Origin of the sequence: Pseudomonas matsuisoli, assembly GCF_014647635.1 — a bacterium.
Lineage (GTDB): Bacteria > Pseudomonadota > Gammaproteobacteria > Pseudomonadales > Pseudomonadaceae > Pseudomonas_P > Pseudomonas_P matsuisoli.
The window spans coordinates 294,785-313,053 of sequence record NZ_BMPO01000006.1; the positions used below are offsets into that span (position 1 = coordinate 294,785).

At 58.3% G+C, this 18,269-nt stretch carries 15 protein-coding genes and 1 pseudogene; 5 read left to right on the top strand and 11 right to left on the bottom strand.

Features of this window, described 5'->3' with window-relative positions; genetic code table 11:
- Nucleotides 1-1,689 precede the first annotated feature (1,689 nt).
- Nucleotides 1,690-2,958 (top strand): annotated as a pseudogene (locus IEY47_RS20825) (pilus assembly protein); the annotation flags it as partial.
- Between the two features lie 539 nt (nucleotides 2,959-3,497).
- Nucleotides 3,498-3,911, top strand: a complete 414-nt coding sequence (locus IEY47_RS14680) for a type IV pilin protein (RefSeq protein WP_373293599.1) — start codon at nucleotides 3,498-3,500, stop codon at nucleotides 3,909-3,911.
- 34 nt (nucleotides 3,912-3,945) lie between these two features.
- Here the strand turns inward: IEY47_RS14680 and ispH are convergent, their stop codons facing one another.
- The 6 genes from ispH to murJ form a co-directional block, all read right to left on the bottom strand.
- Nucleotides 3,946-4,893 (bottom strand): 4-hydroxy-3-methylbut-2-enyl diphosphate reductase, encoded by a 948-nt coding sequence (gene ispH / locus IEY47_RS14685; protein ID WP_188984006.1) that lies wholly within the window; start codon nucleotides 4,891-4,893, stop codon nucleotides 3,946-3,948.
- Nucleotides 4,894-5,004: 111 nt separating this feature from the next.
- Nucleotides 5,005-5,445 (bottom strand): FKBP-type peptidyl-prolyl cis-trans isomerase, encoded by a 441-nt coding sequence (fkpB, locus tag IEY47_RS14690; RefSeq protein ID WP_188984007.1) that lies wholly within the window; start codon nucleotides 5,443-5,445, stop codon nucleotides 5,005-5,007.
- Entirely contained in the window at nucleotides 5,438-5,941 is a 504-nt protein-coding gene (gene lspA, locus IEY47_RS14695) for a signal peptidase II (protein WP_188984008.1), read from the bottom strand. The genes fkpB and lspA overlap by 8 nt, the downstream gene beginning before the upstream one ends.
- 123 nt (nucleotides 5,942-6,064) lie before the next feature.
- Complete coding sequence (ileS, locus tag IEY47_RS14700) at nucleotides 6,065-8,896, bottom strand: isoleucine--tRNA ligase (RefSeq protein WP_188984028.1); 2,832 nt, start codon at nucleotides 8,894-8,896, stop codon at nucleotides 6,065-6,067.
- Between the two features lie 15 nt (nucleotides 8,897-8,911).
- A complete protein-coding gene (gene ribF / locus IEY47_RS14705; RefSeq protein ID WP_188984009.1) occupies nucleotides 8,912-9,853 on the bottom strand; it encodes a bifunctional riboflavin kinase/FAD synthetase in 942 nt (313 codons plus the stop codon).
- 94 nt (nucleotides 9,854-9,947) lie between these two features.
- A complete protein-coding gene (murJ, locus tag IEY47_RS14710) occupies nucleotides 9,948-11,486 on the bottom strand; it encodes a murein biosynthesis integral membrane protein MurJ (protein WP_188984010.1) in 1,539 nt (512 codons plus the stop codon).
- 216 nt (nucleotides 11,487-11,702) lie between these two features.
- Between murJ and rpsT the strand changes: the two genes are divergently transcribed.
- On the top strand, nucleotides 11,703-11,978 hold the full coding sequence (gene rpsT / locus IEY47_RS14715) for a 30S ribosomal protein S20 (protein WP_188984011.1): 276 nt from the start codon (nucleotides 11,703-11,705) through the stop codon (nucleotides 11,976-11,978).
- 438 nt (nucleotides 11,979-12,416) lie between these two features.
- Here rpsT and proB read toward each other — a convergent pair whose 3' ends face one another.
- From proB to rplU, 4 genes are all read right to left on the bottom strand, one after another.
- The gene (gene proB, locus IEY47_RS14720) at nucleotides 12,417-13,535 is read right to left on the bottom strand and encodes a glutamate 5-kinase (protein WP_188984012.1); all 1,119 of its coding nucleotides are present in this window, start codon (nucleotides 13,533-13,535) and stop codon (nucleotides 12,417-12,419) included.
- Between the two features lie 46 nt (nucleotides 13,536-13,581).
- Entirely contained in the window at nucleotides 13,582-14,805 is a 1,224-nt protein-coding gene (gene cgtA / locus IEY47_RS14725) for an Obg family GTPase CgtA (protein WP_188984013.1), read from the bottom strand.
- A 222-nt stretch (nucleotides 14,806-15,027) separates the two neighbouring features.
- Nucleotides 15,028-15,285: a 50S ribosomal protein L27 gene (gene rpmA, locus IEY47_RS14730; RefSeq protein ID WP_188984014.1), complete on the bottom strand. Its 258-nt coding sequence runs from the start codon at nucleotides 15,283-15,285 to the stop codon at nucleotides 15,028-15,030.
- Nucleotides 15,286-15,309: 24 nt separating this feature from the next.
- A complete protein-coding gene (gene rplU / locus IEY47_RS14735; RefSeq protein WP_188984015.1) occupies nucleotides 15,310-15,621 on the bottom strand; it encodes a 50S ribosomal protein L21 in 312 nt (103 codons plus the stop codon).
- A 239-nt stretch (nucleotides 15,622-15,860) separates the two neighbouring features.
- Between rplU and IEY47_RS14740 the strand changes: the two genes are divergently transcribed.
- Entirely contained in the window at nucleotides 15,861-16,832 is a 972-nt protein-coding gene (locus IEY47_RS14740) for a polyprenyl synthetase family protein (RefSeq protein WP_188984016.1), read from the top strand.
- 228 nt (nucleotides 16,833-17,060) lie between these two features.
- Nucleotides 17,061-17,309: a PA4570 family protein gene (locus IEY47_RS14745; RefSeq protein ID WP_188984017.1), complete on the top strand. Its 249-nt coding sequence runs from the start codon at nucleotides 17,061-17,063 to the stop codon at nucleotides 17,307-17,309.
- A gap of 70 nt (nucleotides 17,310-17,379) precedes the next feature.
- Here the strand turns inward: IEY47_RS14745 and bamJ are convergent, their stop codons facing one another.
- A complete protein-coding gene (gene bamJ, locus IEY47_RS14750) occupies nucleotides 17,380-17,997 on the bottom strand; it encodes a BamJ family beta-barrel-assembly machinery protein (protein ID WP_188984018.1) in 618 nt (205 codons plus the stop codon).
- Between the last annotated feature and the right edge of the window lie 272 nt (nucleotides 17,998-18,269).

The window sequence follows — 18,269 nt, forward strand, 5'->3', positions numbered from 1 at the left end:
TACCGCACACCGGTTAAATACGATAGTAACGGACAAATTTCTCAAACGCCCTATAGCACAACCTTCACGAAAGCCTGGAACAATGGCTTCTTACCGGATACCACCAGAGGCTCGCTGGATCTTTCTACCGACTATAAAGTGACGTGGGCGTATCCAACCGAAAATGCGCTTCCAACTCAATACGGGCAAAGCAATGATAATCCTCGACTAGCGGTAAACCCCCAGTCAGACTTCCTTCTTTCCCCGAATTCATTAAATACCACTTATCAGGACTCGCGCACCGGCATAAAGTACTCAGTTACGGGAAATGCCATTGATTGCAAGGCAAACGTACCCGGCTTCCCAAACGCTAGCTGTAGCTTCAACTGGTGGACTCGCCGTTATGAAATTGATCTAACGCAGAAAGGGGTTCCCGCTTATTACTACCGATACAAGAGTAATTTAGCCTCTTGCAGAACGACCAACGAAGATTGCTATGATCTTGTATTCGTCTCTGCGACCTCGGGAGTGGTGAGAGCAGATGATAAAGCGAGTGGTACTGATGAAAGGCAGAACTTTTCTAACTGGTATTCTTTCTACCGAAATCGCGCGCTAGCAACAATAAGTGCTGCGAACCTATCATTCACAGATTTACCTCAATCCATACGTGTAACTTGGCAAACTATCAGTGGCTGTAACTCACCGATACGCGATGGTGCTCTTTGTGGATCGAACTTTATTGGCACTTTTACTGACGCTCGCAAAGGCGACTTCTTTTCCTGGCTTCCAAGCATCCGGTTCGGCGGGGGAACGCCCTTGTTCGAGGCCACGTCGCGGGCAGGGGAACTACTTAAGAAGGACGCTGCTTGGCGTGAAAATCCCGCCGGCACGGACGAAGCAGCCCGAGGAAAAATCTACAGCTGCCGACCTAGCTTCCATGTGCTAATGACGGACGGTGTCTGGAGCGGAGATGGTACAGGCCACAAATTACCAGGTGAAAGCAATAGTTTTGGAAACTACGACAATAAAAGCCATACTCGCGGAGACAATAGCGAGTACTCACCGGCCGCGCCTTTTGCGGACGGCGTGCCAAACACGCTAGCGGATCTTGCCCTTTACTATTGGGCTAACGATCTCATGCCAGGCCTTGCTAATAACGTCAAACCTGTAATTAATGTCGCTTCAGCTAATCCCTTTTCAAATCCGCGCAATAATCCAGCAACTTGGCAGCACATGGTGAACTATACGGTTAGTTTTGGTCTTAGCGCAGCGCTGGACAGGAACAACGTGCCTTGGACTGGAGAAACTTACGCAGGAGCGGGTTATGAAGCGCTTTTAAGCGGCAAAGCAACGTGGTGGCCTTTAAACAACTTAGGCAACGAGCAAATCAACGATCAGGGAAAGGTCTACGACCTCTGGCACGCTGCAGTCAACTCCCGAGGTGAATTCTTCAATGCAGATAGCCCAGATAAAGTCGTAGATGCATTTGCTCAGATCATTAATCGTATCGGGAATTATGCAACCTCCTCGACGCGCCCAGCGGTCGCAGCATCGCAAACAACAGACTCCACGCAAAGGGAGATTTACGAGACTGAATTCTCTAGTGGGGACTGGAGCGGAGATGTCAAGCGCTACAATCTCAATGCAGCGGGTGCCCGAACTCTTGTATGGAGCGCGAAAAGCAAGTTAGTAGCAGCACGCACCGTCAAGATGGCCAGTACGGATGGGACAGTTGGATTACAAAATTTCACCTGGGGCAATCTAAACGCAGCTCAACGTGACTATCTAAACGTTAATCCGTTTAGCACCAGCCAAGCTTCGGATCTTCTGGGCGAACCGCGTACGGAATACATCAGAGGCGTGCGCACCCGCGAGGGCACCGGTAGCACCGACTTCCGCCCGCGCAGCACCGTGCTCGGCGATATCGTAAATTCGACTCCGGTATTGGTGAAAGCCGCGCAATACGTGCCCTATCTTGCGGATCGTATTGACGGCAGCGCAGGCACCTATGCATCGTTCCAGAGAACAGTAGCTACACGTACGCCAGTCGTCTATGTAGGCGCGAATGACGGCATGCTGCATGGGTTTAACGCTGAGACAGGCGATGAAACCTTCGCCTTCATTCCGACTGCTGTGTTTCCGAACCTGAGTCGCCTAACAGGGCAGAACTACAAATCCGGCGGCCATCGCTTCTACGTGGATGGGACACCTGTGGTATCTGACGTGTACTACGATAATGAGTGGCATACCGTGCTAATCGGTACGTTAAGGGGAGGCGGTCGCTCGCTGTTTGCCTTGGACGTTACCAACCCAGGCGATGTAAAGCTTCTCTGGGAGTTCTCCCATGAGGATCTAGGCTATACCTTCGCAACCCCCACAGTAGCCCGACTGAACAACGGCAAGTGGGCAGTCGTAACTGGCAACGGCTACGGCAACCAGAACGGTAGTACACCTGACAAGGCAGCACTGTTTGTGCTCGATGTGAAGACCGGCGCCCAACTCACACCCGATCAAAAACCTCTGGTAGTTACGGGCGATACCACCAAGGCGAACGGTCTCTCCAGCGTCCGGCTGGCCGACAATAATAGCGATGGTATCGCTGACTATGCTTACGCTGGCGATCTACAGGGCAATCTGTGGCGCTTTGATTTGTTCGATGCTTCGACGACCGCGTCAGATACGCCTTTCTCGAGTACAGGAGTGAGCATTTCATACAACGCTAAACCGCTGTTCAAGGCAGTTGACGCGAACGGCAACGCACAGGCAATCACAGCACCTCCATCACTTGTACGACACCCCACTCAGCGCGGCTATCTGGTGATCATTGGTACTGGTAAATATTTCGAGGACAAGGATGCTGCAGTGGACACGACGCGCGCTCAAAGCATTTACGCCATCTGGGACCGTAAAACCAAAGGCGAAGCAACCGGTGGCACTAACCCGCCGAGTATCACACGCAGCTCGTTAATCGAACAAACCATTACATCGACAACCGCGAGTGGAAGTAGCAACCCGGTTCGGCTCCTCAGCAAGAATGTGCCCGTTTGGTATAAAGACGGCACGACAACGGCTCAGCAGGACAACGACAGCAGTGTCAGGCATTGGGGATGGCGCATGGACCTGCAGGTGAGTACATCCAAGCTTGGTGAGATGATGATCAGTCCAATGACGGCGAGAGGAGATGCACTGATATTCACTACGCTTACGCCTAACGACGACCCTTGCAAAGATGGTGTAACCGGCTGGTTGTACGGACTCAACCCCACCTCCGGTGCCCGTACCAGTTTTAACGTGTTCGACTTCAATGGCGACGGAATCGTCGACTCGGATGACAGTGTTGACGGAGAAGTAGGCTCTGGCTATCAGCTGGATTATGCCGGCGGTCATACGCTGAACGGTGACGTCGTATTCAGCACAGGCGAGAATATACGCGCCAACTTCGGCCCGACATCCAACGGTCGTCAAACATGGCAACTGATTCCCTGCGACGATGAGGACAACGAATGCGAACCCAGCGAATGAGTAAGGGCTTCACCCTGATCGAAGTCATGATCGTGGTGGTGATCATCGGGATTCTGGCGTCCATCGCTTATCCGAGCTATCAGAGCTATGTACAGCGTGGCAACCGCACGGAGGGCATGGCGTTGCTGAGCGACGCGGCCGCGCGGCAAGAACGCTATTTTGCGCAGACTAGGACTTACGTGACTGACAGCAGCAAGCTCGAAAGCCTCGGCCTGCAAAAGAGGGACGGTGCGTTCATGTCGCAGACGCAAAAGTACCAGCTGACGGTGAGCGGAACCGACGGCTACACCTTGACCGCAACACCGAAAGGCGCGCAAGCAAACGACACCAAATGCGGAAACCTTACACTGAACGCCGCCGGCACGCGCGGCGCCAGCGGTTCGGCAGGCGCGGCAGAATGCTGGCGGTGACCTGATGAAATATGAGGCTTCGTAGGCAACAGCCCTACGAAACCTCTTTCACCCGCAACTCTTTCGGCACTGAGAACACGATGTTCTCAGGCCGACCATCCAGCTCTTCCGCACCGGATGCGCCCCACTCCCGGAGCTGGGCAATCACTTCACGAACGAGAATGTCCGGCGCGGAGGCACCCGCGGTCACGCCAATGCGCGCGACGTTTTCGAACCACTCGCGCTTGAGATCACTGGCTCCGTCTATGAGATAGGCCGGTGTATCGAGACGTTCGGCCAATTCGCGCAAACGGTTGGAGTTCGAGCTGTTAGGGCTGCCGACCACGAGCACCACATCGGACTCGCTCGCCAGTTGCTTCACCGCGTCTTGGCGGTTTTGCGTGGCGTAGCAGATGTCGTCCTTGCGCGGGCCTCCAATGCTGGGGAACTTCGCACGCAGGGCATCGATGACCTTACTGGTGTCGTCCATGGACAGGGTGGTCTGAGTAACAAACGCCAGGTTCTCGGGATCACGGACGCTCAGGTTACGGACGTCTTCCTCGTCTTCAACCAGATAAATCGCACCGCCATTGCTGCCGTCGTACTGCCCCATGGTCCCTTCGACTTCCGGGTGACCTTCGTGGCCGATCAGGATGCATTCGCGGCCTGTGCGGCTGTAGCGGGTCACTTCTAGATGCACCTTGGTCACCAGTGGACAGGTCGCGTCGAACACTTTCAGTCCACGGCTATCGGCTTCTTTGCGCACTGCCTGGGAGACGCCGTGCGCACTGAAGATGACGATAGTGTCATCCGGCACTTGATCCAGTTCCTCGACGAACACTGCGCCGCGTGCACGCAGGTCTTCCACCACGAACTTGTTGTGTACGACCTCGTGACGGACGTAGATCGGCGGGCCGAAGACTTCGAGCGCGCGGTTGACGATCTCGATGGCCCGGTCGACACCGGCACAGAAGCCGCGGGGGTTAGCGAGTTTGATCTGCATGAAGTACCTGGACGGTTACGGGGCGCACCCCTGTCACGTGGATAGTTTGGACAACACTGTTCCGAACAGTTCGCGGGCCGATCGACGTCAGAACGGATCAGGCCCGCTCGCTCACTGTATCGACTGAACCTCAATGATCTCCACATCGAAGCTCAACGTCTTGCCCGATAGCGGATGATTGAAATCGATGGTGACCTGGTTGTCGTCGAAGTGCCGGACGATACCTGGCAATTCGGCATTAGCCGCGTCGTTGAAAATCACCAGCAGTCCTTCCGAAAGCTCCATACCTTCGAACTGATTGCGCGGCATGATCTGGACGTTTTGCGGGTTGGGCTGACCGAAGCCCTGCTCCGGCTCAACGCTTAACGTGCGCTTGTCCCCCGCTTTCAACCCATAGATCGCTTGTTCGAAACCCGGCAACAGGCTGCCGTCACCGACCTTGAACGTCGCAGGTTTCTTGTCGAACGTACTGTCAACGACATCGCCGTTGTCGAGCTTGAGCGCGAAATGCAGGGTCACCTGCTTGTCAGGGCCGATGCGTTGTTCACTCATGGGCGGCCTCCTCGGGTTTCTTGCTCTTGAACATGTCCAGCGCCAGCATGATCGCGCCGACGGTTATCGCGCTGTCTGCGAGATTGAAAGCAGGGAAATACCAGCGGTTCTGCCAGTGCACCAGGATGAAGTCGACCACGTGCCCCAGCAGCATACGATCGAGAAGGTTGCCCAGCGCACCGCCCAGGATCAGCGCAAGGCCAACGGCTAGCCAGGTCTCATCCGCCTTGAGCCGCTTGAGCCAAACGACCAGAACGATGCTGACGCCTGTTGCGATCAGTGCGAACAACCAACGCTGCCAGCCCGACTCATTGGCGAGAAAGCTGAACGCGGCGCCCGTGTTGTAGGCAAGCGTCCAACTGAACAGGTCCGGGATCACCACGATCTGCTGGTACAGCGACAAGGTTCCTTCGAAATAGAATTTGGTGATCTGGTCGAGCACGAAGACTACGACACTGAGCCAGATCCAGGGCAGCTTGCCGAAACGCGAAGTCATACGCAGGACTCCGCAGCAACCACCTGGTGGAAGCCCCGGCGGGGATCCCACCCTACGACAAGCCCGTAGGGTGGATTAGGCGCGAGCGCCGTAATCCACCATGCAGCCTCGCAGCGCGAGAAATCACGCATGATGACGCTCCTCGCCAGAGCCATAGACGTTGCTCACGCAACGGCCACAGATTTCCGGATGCGCAGGGTCGACGCCAACGTCTTCACGGTGATGCCAGCAGCGCGCGCACTTCGTATGCGCGGACTTCACGACACTCAACTTGAGACCCGCCAGCTCGCTGGCCACGGCACCTTCCGGTGCTGCCGCCAAGGGCTGTACGGAGGCTTTCGAGGAAATCAGCACGAAGCGCAGTTCATCGCCCAGACGGGTCAGCGTCCCCTGCAAGGACTCATCGGCATACAGCGTGATCTCTGCCTGCAGGTTGCCGCCGATGGCCTTGGCGGCGCGCTGAGCTTCCAGCTCCTTGTTGACGGCAGATTTCACCGCCATCACCTGTTCCCAGAAGTCGCGGCCCAGCTCGACGTTCGCCGGCAGCTCGGTCAACCCCTCGTACCATGTGTTCAGCATTACGGCTTCATTGCGCTCACCTGGCAGGTACTGCCAGATCTCATCCGCGGTGAACGCCAGGATCGGCGCAATCCAGCGTACCAGCGCCTCGGCGATATGGAACATCGCGGTCTGGCATGAGCGACGTGCAACGCTATCCGCCGCTGTCGTGTATTGACGGTCCTTGATGATGTCGAGATAGAAACCGCCGAGTTCCTGTACGCAGAAATTGTGGACCTTCTGGTAGACGACCCAGAAGCGGTACTCCTCGTACGCCTGCTCGATTTCACGCTGCAACAGCAGCGCGCGATCCACAGCCCAGCGATCCAGATCCAGCATCTGCTCGGCGGGGATCGCATGCTGCGCGGGGTCGAAGCCGGTCAGGTTCGAGAGCAGGAAGCGCGCGGTGTTGCGAATGCGACGATAGGCGTCCGCACTGCGCTGCAGGATCTGATCGGAGACGGCCATCTCGCCGGAATAGTCCGTAGACGCTACCCACAGACGCAGGATGTCCGCGCCCAAGGTGTCGTTCACCTTCTGCGGCGCGATGGTGTTACCCAGCGATTTGGACATCTTGCGGCCGTTCTCGTCCACGGTGAAACCATGGGTGAGCAGCGCCTTGTAGGGCGCATGACCATCGATGGCACAACCGGTCAGCAGCGATGAGTGGAACCAGCCGCGATGCTGGTCGGAGCCTTCCAGGTAGAGGTCCGCCCGCGGTCCTTGGGAGTGCCCGAAGGAGTGCGAACCACGCAGTACATGCCAGTGCGTGGTACCGGAATCGAACCAGACGTCCAACGTGTCGCTGATCTTGTCGTACTCCGTAGCCTCATCGCCCAGGAGTTCTGCGGCATCGAGCTTGAACCAGGCTTCGATGCCCTCTTGCTCAACGCGCCGGGCGACGGTCTCCATCAGCTCCACGGTACGCGGATGCAGTTCACCGCTTTCCTTGTGCAGGAAGAACGGGATCGGCACACCCCAGTTACGTTGGCGCGAGATACACCAATCCGGGCGCCCCGCGATCATATTGTGCAAACGCGCCTTCCCCCACGCAGGGACGAATTGAGTCTGCTCGACACCTTCGAGCGCACGCTCGCGAAGCGTGGCGCCCTCGACCGGCGTCTTGTCCATCCCGACGAACCACTGCGCAGTGGCGCGATAGATCAGTGGCGTCTTGTGGCGCCAGCAATGCATGTAGCTGTGGGTGATCTTTTCACTGGCCAGCAAACAACCGACTTCATCGAGCTTTTCGACGATGGCAGGCCCGGCCTTCCAGATGAACTGGCCCCCAAAGAACGGCAAGGATTCGGCATATACACCGTTGCTTTGCACCGGCGTGAGAATGTCATCGTTGCTCATGCCATAGCGCTTGCAGCTGTAGAAGTCATCCTCACCGTAAGCCGGCGCCGAGTGGACGATCCCAGTACCTGCACCCAGCTCCACATAATCCGCCAGGTACATTGGCGAAATGCGCTCGTAAAACGGATGGTTGAATTCCATCAGTTCCAGCGCGGCGCCGGTCGTGGTTGCAATGACGTCGCCCTGAAGACCGTAACGCTGCAGGCAGGACTCGACCAGCTCGCTGGCGATCAGCAGCAGGCGCTCGCCGGTATCGACCAGTGCATATTCAAATTCTGGATGGACGTTTAGCGCCTGGTTCGCAGGAATGGTCCAAGGCGTAGTCGTCCAGATCGCAACGGCGGCCGGCTTGGACAGCGACGCCAAACCAAACGCCGTGGCGAGCTTTTGCGGATCGGCGGCCGGGAAGGCTACGTCGATGGCGTTGGATTGTTTGTCCTGATACTCGACCTCGGCTTCCGCCAGCGCAGAGCCACAATCGAAGCACCAGTTGACGGGCTTCAGGCCTTTGAAGACGAAGCCTTCTTTGACCATCTCCGCCAGCGCGCGGATCTCACCGGCCTCGTTGGCGAAATTCATGGTCTTGTAAGGGTTGCTCCAGTCGCCGAGCACGCCCAAGCGGATGAAGTCCACCTTTTGCAGTTCGATCTGCTCGCTAGCATAGGCACGGCACAGCTCGCGCACTTTGTCGGCGGGCAGGTTCTTGCCATGCGTGGTTTCGACCTTGTGCTCGATCGGCAGGCCGTGGCAATCCCAACCCGGGACATAGGGTGCGTCGTACCCCGACAGGGTTCGCGAACGCGTGATCATGTCCTTGAGAATCTTGTTCAGCGCATGACCGATATGAATCGCGCCATTCGCATAGGGCGGGCCATCGTGAAGAATGAATTTCGGGCGCCCCTCTCCGATCGCACGCAACTTGCCGTACAGGTCAATACTGTTCCAGCGCTGCAGCGTTTCCGGCTCGCGGTTAGGCAGGCCGGCCTTCATCGGGAATGCCGTTTCCGGCAGATTGAGGGTCGCTTTGTAGTCGGTCATCTTCATTCAGGCTCGTTAGTGAAGCGGTTGGCCGAGCCAGTAGGCCCGGGCGGCAGCGACATCGGAATCGATCGCTGTCTTCAACGCCTCCAAAGAGGCGAAGCGCTGCTCGTCGCGCAGCTTTTGATGAAACAACACACTCATTCGGCGATTGTAGAGATCGCCTGAAAAATCCAGCAGGTGTACCTCGAGATGCGGCCGCCCATCACCCTGAACCGTTGGCCTCACGCCAATGTTGGCAAGGCCATGCAGCGGTTCGCCGCCTTCGATCCGCGCACTCACAAGGTACACTCCAGCCATGGGCGCCTTGCAGCGCTTGAGCTGCACATTGGCCGTTGGCGTTCCCAGCTGGCGGGCCAGCTTCTGCCCATGGAGCACACGCCCGGTGATGCCGTAAGTGCGCCCCAACAAGCGTTGAGCCAAGGCGAAATCGCCTTGTATGAGCGCTTTGCGTATGCGGGTACTGCTGACCCGCACACCATCGAGTTCGATGGTAGTCGCGGCCTCGACGCTAAAGCCGAACGCCTCACCGGCGCTGCGCAGAAAGTCGAAATCGCCCATCCGATCGCAGCCGAAACGAAAGTCGTCGCCGACTTCGAGATGCTGGATCTTCAGCCCCTCGATCAACACAGCTTGGACGAAGGCAGCCGCACTGAGCTCGCGCAAGCGGCGATTGAAGGCCAGGCACAACACTATGTCGACACCCTCGGCATTGAACAGCTCAAGCTTGTCACGCAGCCGGGTTAGACGCGCAGGCGCCCCCTGGGGATCGAAATACTCACGAGGTTGAGGCTCGAAGATCACGACACAGCTCGGCACACGCAATTCGGCCGCACGCTCGCGCAGGCGTTTAAGAATTGCCTGGTGCCCACGGTGAACGCCGTCGAAATTCCCGATGGTGGCTACGCACCCTTCAGGGAGGGGACGTAGGTTTTGAAGCCCTCGAACCAGCTGCATAGTGCGCATCTTGTTCACAAAGTGGTCGATTATACGCACACAGGGCAGCTGGCGACAGGCCAAACCCCGAACACGCGGTCGAGCGGAGCCGGTGTCAAGCGACTGCGCGGCGGGAGAAATGACGCGGGCGAAATCCCAGCAAGGCAAGCGCGGCAAAATACGTTCCGGCCCCCGCACCGACGACCAGCATCAAGCGCAACAGACGTTCCACCATCAACCCCTCGCCCCAAGCAGGCATGAGCCACAGAAGCGCTAGAAGCACACCCGCCATCAGGACCACCGCAATGCCGATTTTTACCGCAAAGGCTGCCCATCCTGCCTGCGGCTCGAACATCTTCTGCTGGCGGAGCTTCCAGAACAGCAAGCCTGCGTTAAGGCACGCGGCAAGGCTGATCGACAAGGCCAGCCCAACGTGCTGCAGCGGACCGATGAATACGAGGTTCATCAGTTGCGTAGCGACCAGCGTCAGCAAGGCGATACGCACGGGCGTCCGAATGTTCTGGTGCGCGTAAAAACCAGGCGCAAGCACCTTGATCAGAATGATGCCGAGTAGCCCCACGGCATAGGCAATGAGCGCGCGCTGCGTCATCAAGGCATCGTGCGCGGTGAACTTGCCGTATTGAAACAACGCCGCGGTCAAAGGCTCTGCGAGCAACGCCAGACCAACCATGCACGGCACGACCAACAACAGACAGAGACGCAACCCCCAGTCGAGCAGGCGCGAGTACTCGCCACGATCCTTGCTGGCGTAGGTCTTCGAAAGCGACGGCAGCAGGATCGTCCCCAGCGCCACTCCCAGCACGCCGGAAGGCAACTCCATCAAGCGGTCGGCGTAGTACATCCATGAGACTGAACCTGCCGCAAGAAACGACGCGAAAACCGTATTGATGATGAGCGAAATCTGCGCGACCGAGACCCCGAGGATCGCCGGCAACATTTGCTTGAGTACGCGCCAGACACCGGTATCGCGCAGATTAAGGCGAGGCAGCACCAACATCCCGATCTTCTTCAGATACGGAAGCTGATACACCAGCTGCAGGACGCCTCCTGCGAGCACGCCCCACCCCAGGACCATCACAGGCGGATCGAAATAAGGGGTCAAAAACAGCGCGAAGACGATCATGCTCACATTGAGCAAGGTGGGCGCGAAGGCCGGGATGCTGAATCGGTTCCAGGTGTTGAGAATAGCGCTGGCGAACGAGGACAGCGAAATCAGGAATATGTAGGGGAACGTGACACGCAAGAGGCCCGAAGTCAGCTCGAACTTTTCCGGATTGGCGGCAAAACCAGGGGCGGTCGCCCAAACGATGAACGGCGCAGCGATGACGCCTAGCAATGTCACCAGCGCCAATGCCAGCGTAAGCAACCCTGCGATATAGGCTACGAACGTGCGCGTCGCCTCTTCGCCCTGCTGGTTTTTGTACTCCGCCAGAATCGGCACGAAGGCTTGTGAGAAAGCACCCTCCGCGAAAATCCGCCGCAGCAAGTTCGGTAGCTTGAAAGCCACGACGAATGCATCGGTTGCGATGCCCGCGCCAAATACCCGAGCGATGATCGTGTCGCGTACGAAGCCCAGGACCCTGGACAGCATGGTCATCGAACTGACAGCAGCCAGCGACCGGAGAAGATTCATGAACCGTGCACACCTGCGTATCTGCGCCCGCATCGAAACCGATACAGCCACATTCTGAACGAAGCCGCCGAGTGTAGAGCCGGACACAAAAGAAATCATCCGCCGCGACGACAGGAACCTTTAGTCGCCCACTAAATACGCTGCTTGACAAGCACCAGCCACGACGGCAAGATTCGCGGCCTTATTTGTTCGTATCCCATTTCGAGGAGCTTGACGGTGGCAAATACACCTTCTGCCAAAAAGCGCGCTAAACAGGCTGAGAAGCGTCGTAGCCACAACGCCAGCCTGCGCTCCATGGTCCGTACCTATATCAAGAATGTGGTCAAGGCGATTGACGCCAAGGACCTGGAAAAAGCTCAGGCAGCCTACACTGCCGCCGTCCCGGTCATCGACCGCATGGCGGACAAGGGCATCATCCACAAGAACAAAGCTGCTCGCCACAAGAGCCGCCTGAATGGCCACATCAAGGCCCTCGGTCAGGCTGCTGCGTAAGCAAGCAAGTTCTAGAAAAAACCAGCCTTCGGGCTGGTTTTTTTGTGCCTGAAATTCATGCCCTAAAGCATGAGCCGGCTGAAGCGGACGGACGCCCGGTCGCCTAGGCGCACTACCGAACTCACTACCCAGCGCAAGCTACTGTAGGGGCGACTTTAGTCGCCGAAGCAGCGACCAGCCTTGATCGCAAACAGCAACAGCGGCCTCGAGACGATTATCAAGAGAGCGGTTGCGATGGAGGAAGCCTGGAATTAAATGAATACGACGCGAACGAGGAAAGGGCGACCTCCGGCCGCCTTCGCGACTAAAGTCGCCCCTACAGCGCGCTCGGCGATGGCTTCATCTTGAAGAACTCATAGATCTTGCAGGGGCGACCGGTGGGGGAGGACGATCCACTTTAGTCGCCAGGCACCACAAAACGATGCGCCACCAAGCCCGCTACACCAAGACCAAATTATCGCGATGCACCAACTCAGGCTCACCCATATAGCCCAATAGCTGCTCGATCGCATCGGACGAACGTCCAACGATCTTCTGGGCCTCCAGCGCACTGTAGTTAGCGAGACCGCGGGCAACTTCGCGCCCTTCGCCATCGATGCAGACCACCATCTCTCCGCGCCGGAAAGACCCCTGCACGGCACGAACCCCTACCGGCAACAGGCTCTTTCCATCCGTAACCAGCGCCTTGACAGCCCCAGCATCGAGCACAAGCGTGCCGCGCGTCTGCAGATGCCCAGCCAGCCATTGCTTGCGCGCAGCGAGCATCTCACGCTCAGGCGTCAGCAAGGTGCCAAGCACCTCTCCCGCCTGCAAGCGCGCCAGCACTTGCTCGATACGACCACCCACAATGACGGTGTAAGCACCAGAACGCGCCGCCAGGCGAGCCGCGCGCAGCTTCGTCTGCATGCCACCCCGACCCAGCGCACCGCCCGCGCCACCCGCAACCGCATCAAGCGCCGCATCGTCGGCACGCGCCTCACTGATCAACTGCGCATCGGGGTTTGCACGCGGATCGGCATCGAACATACCGTCGCGATCGGTGAGAATGACCAGCAGGTCCGCCTCCACCAGGTTCGCCACGAGCGCCGCGAGCGTGTCGTTGTCACCAAAACGAATTTCGTCAGTAACAACAGTATCGTTCTCGTTGATGACTGGCACGACACCCAGATCCACAAGGGCGCGCAACGTGCTACGGGCATTCAGGTAGCGCTTGCGGTCGGACAAATCGTCATGCGTAAGCAGGATCTGCGCAGTCTGGCGCCCTCTTTCCCCAAAGCTGGACTCCCACGCCCGGATTAGCCCCATCTGACCAACAGCGGCCGCCGCCTGCAATTCATGCATGGCCTTCGGGCGCTCGGACCAACCCAGCTGACTCATACCCGCGGCGACCGCGCCGGAGGACACCAGCACCAACTCGATTCCCGCCTCACGCAGACCGACCATCTGTTCGACCCAGACAGCCATCGCCGAGCGATCCAGCCCTCGCCCATCGGCGGTCAGCAAGGCACTACCGATTTTCACCACCCAGCGACGCGCACTCGTAACCTTGTCCCGCATGCTTCCACCCTGCACAAAGTCAATCGGCACTTATCGCCGAATACGATCAGTCCCGCACGTAGATGATTTCAGGACCGTCTTCATCATCGAAGTCATCGTCATCGAAGTCGTCATCCGAGACATCGTCGACACTTTTCAGCCCCGAGCGACGCAACGCCCGGCGATCATCCAACGCCTGCAGGCGTGCACGCGCTTCATCCTCGATACGCTGATCGAGCTCCGCCACCGCTTCCGCGTATTCGGGCTCCTCAGCGATGCGCAGCGTACGCTCGTCAAGGTAGCGCATGATGTCCTGACTCAACGCCTCGGTCCCCTCGCGCTCGAGCGCGGAGATGACGTGAACCGGACCCTCCCACTGCAAACGCTCGATCATTGCCTGCAGACGCGCTTCACGCTCGTCATCCAGCAACTGATCTGCTTTGTTGAGCACTAGCCAGCGGTCGCGCTCGGCCAGCGCCGGACTGAACCGCTCGAGCTCACGAATGATGGCCTCAGCCGCATCAGCGGGATCACTTTCATCCAGCGGCGCAATATCCACGAGATGCAACAGCAGACGCGTACGCGCCAAGTGCTTGAGGAAGCGAATGCCCAGCCCCGCGCCATCGGAAGCACCCTCGATCAAGCCCGGAATATCCGCCACCACGAAGCTTTTGTAGCGCCCGATACTGACGACACCCAGGTTAGGCACCAACGTGGTAAACGGGTAATCCGCCACCTTGGGCTTGGCCGCCGACACCGACCGGATGAAGGTGCTCTTACCGGCATTCGGCAACCCCAGAAGACCAACGTCCGCCAGAACCTTCAGCTCCAACTTCAGATCACGGGACTCCCCCGGCTTACCAGGCGTTGTCTGACGAGGTGCACGATTGGTACTGGATTTGAAGCGCGTATTACCCAAACCGTGCCAGCCGCCCTGCGCAACCATCAGACGCTGCCCAGCTTTGGTCAGGTCACCGATGATCTCTTGGGTATTGGCATCGATGATGGTCGTACCTACCGGCACCGGCAGCACCAGATCCTCACCCTTGCGGCCCGTGCAATCCTTGCTTCCACCGTTCTCGCCACGCTGCGCGTCAAAACGACGGGTATAGCGGTAGTCCACCAGCGTGTTCAGGTTCTCGTCGGCCTCGATGAATACCGAGCCGCCGTCGCCACCATCACCGCCATTTGGACCACCCTTCTCGATGAACTTTTCGCGCCGAAAGCTCATCAACCCATTGCCGCCGTCGCCGGCCTTTACGAATATCGATACTTCATCGACGAATTTCATTTAGCGCCTCCCGCCCCAAGGCGGGCCGAGTAAACAGGTAAAACACAGGATCGCAGGTCACGGCCGCATGCCGCCAACACCGATCACGCAGACAAGACAGCACCCGAAGGCGCCGCAATCACAATAAGGTATCGCCATCTCAACCCTGCGAGCGAGCCCGCCATGGACAGCGAAAACAAAAAAGCCCTGCCAGAAGACAGGGCTTTTTCGACAGGACTGCGATTAAGCAGTGACTACGCTAACGTAGCGACGACCGAACGCGCCCTTGACTTCGAACTTAACCACGCCGTCTGTCTTTGCAAACAGAGTGTGGTCCTTGCCGATGCCAACGCCGTAGCCAGGGTGGAACTGAGTGCCACGCTGACGAACGATGATGTTACCGGCCTTGATGACCTGGCCGCCGAACAGCTTCACGCCGAGGCGTTTACTTTCTGAGTCGCGACCGTTGCGGGTGGAACCGCCAGCTTTTTTGTGTGCCATGTGTCATAGCCTCCTAAAAGATGATCAGGCTTGAATGCCGGTGATCTTGATTTCGGTGAACCACTGACGGTGGCCCTGACGCTTCATGTGGTGCTTACGACGGCGGAATTTGATGATGCTGACCTTGTCGTGACGACCTTGCGAAACGACTTCGGCAACAACCTTGGCACCATCGACCACCGGAGCACCGATGGTGACGTCATCACCATTAGCGACCAGCAGAACACGGTCAAACGTGATGGATTCGCCAGTGGCGACTTCCAGCTTCTCGACCTTGAGGAATTCACCTTCGGCAACTTTGTATTGCTTGCCACCGGTAACGATTACTGCGTACATGGATTATCTCCGTTGATCCTGCTCACCCAGCGCTTTATAGGAAGAGTGTTGGCTGGCATGGCTGCCCGGCGCAGGAAGAGACGCTCAGGCAATTGCGTAAGGCAGGGAAATGCCCAGGGAAGTTCAGGGTGCGCGATTGTACGCAAGACGCCTCCGGCACGCAAGCTGCGCCGGTGCTTGCCTTGACAGCCCTAGACCCGCCCCATAGCATGCCGCGCAACCGATGAGGAGTGACCCCGTTGACGCAACCCCAGGCCTTTTACAGCGTGGTGGCGGATGATTTCGCCGCCGTCGACGGCATTATCAAGCAACAGCTGACATCTCATGTGCCACTGGTCGAGAAGATCGGTGACTACATCATCTCCGCTGGCGGCAAACGCTTGCGCCCTTTATTGGTTCTTCTTTGCGGACGCGCGCTCGGTCACGAGAAAGAAGACCTGCGCCTGCTGGCCGCCACGATCGAATTCCTGCATACCGCCACCCTGCTCCATGACGACGTCGTCGACATGTCGGGCATGCGGCGCGGCCGCTCCACGGCGAACGCCCTGTGGGGCAACGCGCCCAGCGTGCTAGTGGGTGATTTCCTCTATTCGCGCTCCTTCGAGATGATGGTCGAGCTGGACTCGATGGCCGTGATGCGCATTCTGTCCAAAGCCACACGCGTCATCGCCGAGGGCGAAGTGCTGCAACTATCGAAGATTCGCGATGCCAGCACGACCGAAGAAACCTACATGGAAGTTATCCGCGGCAAGACAGCAATGCTGTTCGAAGCCTCCACGCACAGCGCGGCGTCTCTCGCAAAAGCCTCGCCCGAGCTACGTGAAGCGTTGCGGGCCTTTGGTGATCACCTGGGCGTCGCCTTCCAGCTCGTCGACGACTTGCTCGATTACCGGGGTGATGCCGATACGCTGGGCAAGAATGTGGGCGATGATCTTGCCGAAGGCAAACCGACACTGCCGTTGATCTACACCATGCGCGAAGGCAGTGAGGCCCAATCCGCGCTGGTTCGCCGAGCGATCCAGAAAGGCGGCATCGACGATCTGGAAAGTATTCGCGAGGCGGTCGAATCCGCCGGCGCGCTGGACTACACCGCATCGCTTGCACGCGATTACGCCGAACGCGCCATCGCCTGCCTCAGCGACCTGCCCGACAGCGAATACCGCAACGCGCTCATCGAACTCAGCCAATTCGCCGTCGCGCGCACGCACTGATATCGAGCGATCGAAGCTACTGCGACGACGGGCAACCACCGCTTCGGTCGTCCGGCTCCCTACCACCTGCACAATAGGCGACTAAAGCGGATGGCCGCCCCAACAGACTGCACCGCCCGTATATCACCGGGACAAAACGCCGCACATCGGGCATGCGCAAATTATGCCTTGCCATTTTAATAATAAGAATTATTCTCACTCAAAGCGATTATTGAGGAGAACAAGGCCATGACCTATTTGATCGATGCATGGTTGGAACGCCCCCACCCCTATCTACGCATCCTGCACCGGGAGACCGGGAAGGTATGCGCCGAGCTGGAAGGCGACGCTCTGGAAGAACTGCGAGAGCTTGGCGAGCTGGACTTACCGAGCTTGTCTTCGGCAGAGCCGCCCGTGCTCAAGGAAATGGTCCGCGACCTTTTCCTGTTCTGCTACGCACGGGCGCTACGTCCCAGCGCAGAAGCGACGCACGCTTGATTACCGAGTTCAAGCCAGGCCGCAGGCGCTGCATGGCCGCTGGTGGGCACCTAGCGGCCATGCCTGGGGATCAAAGGATTTCAAGAAGCTCGACGTCGAACACCAGAACGCTGTGAGGCGGAATGTTGCCAACGGCCTGGCCCGCATACGCCAGCTCACTCGGCACATGCAGGCGCCATTTGCTCCCAACCCCCATCAGCTGGAGCGCTTCGACCCAACCTGGAATCACACCGCCCACGGGAAACTCAGCCGGCTGGCCGCGCTCGTAGGAGCTATCGAACACCGTGCCGTCGATCAATGTGCCGTGGTAATGGGTCCGCACTTGGCTGTCACGCGAGGGCTTTTCGCCAGCGCCTTGCGTGATGACTTCATACTGCAGGCCTGACGGCAACACCGTTACACCTTCTCGTCCTGAATTGCGCTCCAGATAGGCGCGCCCTTCACCCGCAACCGCTTCCGCCTTGGCCTGCGCTTCGGCATGCATGCGCTCGCGTATGACCCGGAACGATTCGTTCAGCGCCTCAGTTTCGACGCGGCTGGCGGCTCCACCGAAGGCATCACGAATCCCAACGATCACCGCATCCAGATCGATTCCAGGCGGGGGATTTTCCCGTAGCTGGTCGCCTAATTGCCGGCCGATGCCATAGCTGACCCGAGATTCGTCCGTGGAAAGTTCGATGTCGGACATGGTACTGCTCCGCTGTCGTCAAAAAAGGGCGGCAAGCCTAGCACAGACAGCGGAAACGCTGGCTTACGTCGCACGCGCGAACCAGCGCCACCGGACCTTCGCCACGTTGAGAAACCATAGTCATGCGTTGATTCCGCGCAAGTTAACACCCGCCCTTGTATGTCGACTCCCGTCTCCAAAGAGGCGATAGTCCCCGACTGATCATCGGGGGAGGACCGCAAGCCGCACCCGCCCTTAAGCCTCGAGCTTGTTGTGTAGATTGCGCTGCGCTC

Excerpts from the sequence above, each read along its gene's own strand:
- IEY47_RS14680 (WP_373293599.1), top strand. The coding sequence starts at position 3,498 with ATGAGTAAGGGCTTCACCCTGATCGAAGTCATGATCGTGGTGGTGATC.
- ispH (WP_188984006.1), bottom strand. The coding sequence starts at position 4,893 with ATGCAGATCAAACTCGCTAACCCCCGCGGCTTCTGTGCCGGTGTCGAC.
- fkpB (WP_188984007.1), bottom strand. The coding sequence starts at position 5,445 with ATGAGTGAACAACGCATCGGCCCTGACAAGCAGGTGACCCTGCATTTC.
- lspA (WP_188984008.1), bottom strand. The coding sequence starts at position 5,941 with ATGACTTCGCGTTTCGGCAAGCTGCCCTGGATCTGGCTCAGTGTCGTA.
- ileS (WP_188984028.1), bottom strand. The coding sequence starts at position 8,896 with ATGACCGACTACAAAGCGACCCTCAATCTGCCGGAAACGGCATTCCCG.
- ribF (WP_188984009.1), bottom strand. The coding sequence starts at position 9,853 with ATGCAGCTGGTTCGAGGGCTTCAAAACCTACGTCCCCTCCCTGAAGGG.
- murJ (WP_188984010.1), bottom strand. The coding sequence starts at position 11,486 with ATGAATCTTCTCCGGTCGCTGGCTGCTGTCAGTTCGATGACCATGCTG.
- proB (WP_188984012.1), bottom strand. The coding sequence starts at position 13,535 with ATGCGGGACAAGGTTACGAGTGCGCGTCGCTGGGTGGTGAAAATCGGT.
- cgtA (WP_188984013.1), bottom strand. The coding sequence starts at position 14,805 with ATGAAATTCGTCGATGAAGTATCGATATTCGTAAAGGCCGGCGACGGC.
- rpmA (WP_188984014.1), bottom strand. The coding sequence starts at position 15,285 with ATGGCACACAAAAAAGCTGGCGGTTCCACCCGCAACGGTCGCGACTCA.
- rplU (WP_188984015.1), bottom strand. The coding sequence starts at position 15,621 with ATGTACGCAGTAATCGTTACCGGTGGCAAGCAATACAAAGTTGCCGAA.
- IEY47_RS14745 (WP_188984017.1), top strand. The coding sequence starts at position 17,061 with ATGACCTATTTGATCGATGCATGGTTGGAACGCCCCCACCCCTATCTA.
- bamJ (WP_188984018.1), bottom strand. The coding sequence starts at position 17,997 with ATGTCCGACATCGAACTTTCCACGGACGAATCTCGGGTCAGCTATGGC.